The organism is Pseudomonas sp. SIMBA_041 (genome assembly GCF_046535095.1).
GTDB classification, from domain to species: Bacteria; Pseudomonadota; Gammaproteobacteria; order Pseudomonadales; family Pseudomonadaceae; genus Aquipseudomonas; species Aquipseudomonas mucoides.
The window spans coordinates 1-242 of sequence record NZ_JAWRXJ010000828.1 but is presented as its reverse complement, the minus strand read 5'-3'; the positions used below and the strand labels follow the sequence as shown (position 1 = coordinate 242).

Genomic DNA, 242 nt, shown 5'->3' with positions numbered 1-242 from the left:
GAAAAAGCATCTACGCTATTTCCTGTGAAAGCAAGTATTTTATCATTTTGGGCAACAGTTCTGTTATCGGAAAGAATTCCGTCTGAATTATATAGATTAATATTTCTCCCTCCGGAATTCAATTTCATCCATGCAGAGCCATCAAAATAATAATATCCATTTTCATCGATATTTATTGCTTGCCCTGTTTGTGTTCCTGAAGCAAAATTATTTATGTAAACTAGATTGGAAACCGGTATGCC

1 protein-coding gene is annotated in these 242 nt (G+C 34.3%); it reads right to left on the bottom strand.

Translation table 11 applies throughout. From position 1 onward, the window contains the following. Positions 1–242: hypothetical protein (locus tag SB725_RS33450; RefSeq protein WP_410923730.1), on the bottom strand; the 242-nt coding region annotated here is incomplete at both ends.